The organism is Yersinia pekkanenii (assembly GCF_001152565.1).
GTDB lineage: Bacteria > Pseudomonadota > Gammaproteobacteria > Enterobacterales > Enterobacteriaceae > Yersinia > Yersinia pekkanenii.
This window is the reverse complement of the sequence record NZ_CQAZ01000192.1, coordinates 1-753: the sequence shown is the minus strand read 5'-3', so window position 1 is coordinate 753 and position 753 is coordinate 1. Positions and strand designations below refer to the sequence as shown.

Sequence of the window (753 nt, the reverse complement as noted above, 5' to 3'; positions counted from 1 at the left end):
GGTTCTTCGGCTGACAGTAAATGGTTGATGGCAACCTTACTGTCGAGTGAAAGTCGGGTAAATATGATGTTTTGCTGTTCTGTTTCGAACTGGTGTACGGCTGAACGAATAATCCGATCCAGGTGATCGGCTGCGGGACGCTCAATCTGCTGCTGCTGACACCAGTCAGTAACAAGTTCACGACCGTGTACAGCTTGCGGATTTAATGGGAGGATAAATTCGGTTAACCAATCGGTGATCTGTGCTATATCGGTTTTATTGGGAAGTCTGACACCCAAATAACGACGAATATTTTGTCGGTGCCGCTGGGCCTGCCGCCCTTGAAGAGGGTAGTTTTCAAGGGATACAGAAGCGCATCCGATCTGTTCAGCAATAGCGCGCACAATACCTGAAGGGAATTCGTTTATTGATTCAGGGTAATGACCCTGTACTTGTCGGAACTTCAGTTGAATGGCAAATCCTAAACGCCCCGTATCGGTCATACCAGGGAGTAAGGAAAGCTCGTCAGCAAGCAAACTCCACACGCCCCTGTCATCAAAAGTCTGATCCTGTGACAACATTCCAACCCCCTGAATCATCGATGGGTAATCGCTATGGTAACCATCTCACAGGTGAGTGATTTTTACTCAGATCCAGGTCAAAAAAGCCAGATGTCGCATTTTGTAGCTTCGCTCCCACTGGGCCACCTACTGAGCGTTTATGTCGTCGAAATACCTTATCCAGCAAGGGCACCATACGGATGACCCAACGGTG

General features: G+C 48.3%; 1 protein-coding gene. It reads right to left on the bottom strand.

Annotated elements, in window-relative coordinates; all coding sequences use genetic code 11:
* Nucleotides 1-578, bottom strand: a 578-nt coding sequence (locus tag AEP37_RS23910) for a DUF4158 domain-containing protein (protein WP_156168787.1), incomplete at its 3' end; no start/stop codon positions are given.
* Nucleotides 579-753: the final 175 nt, after the last annotated feature.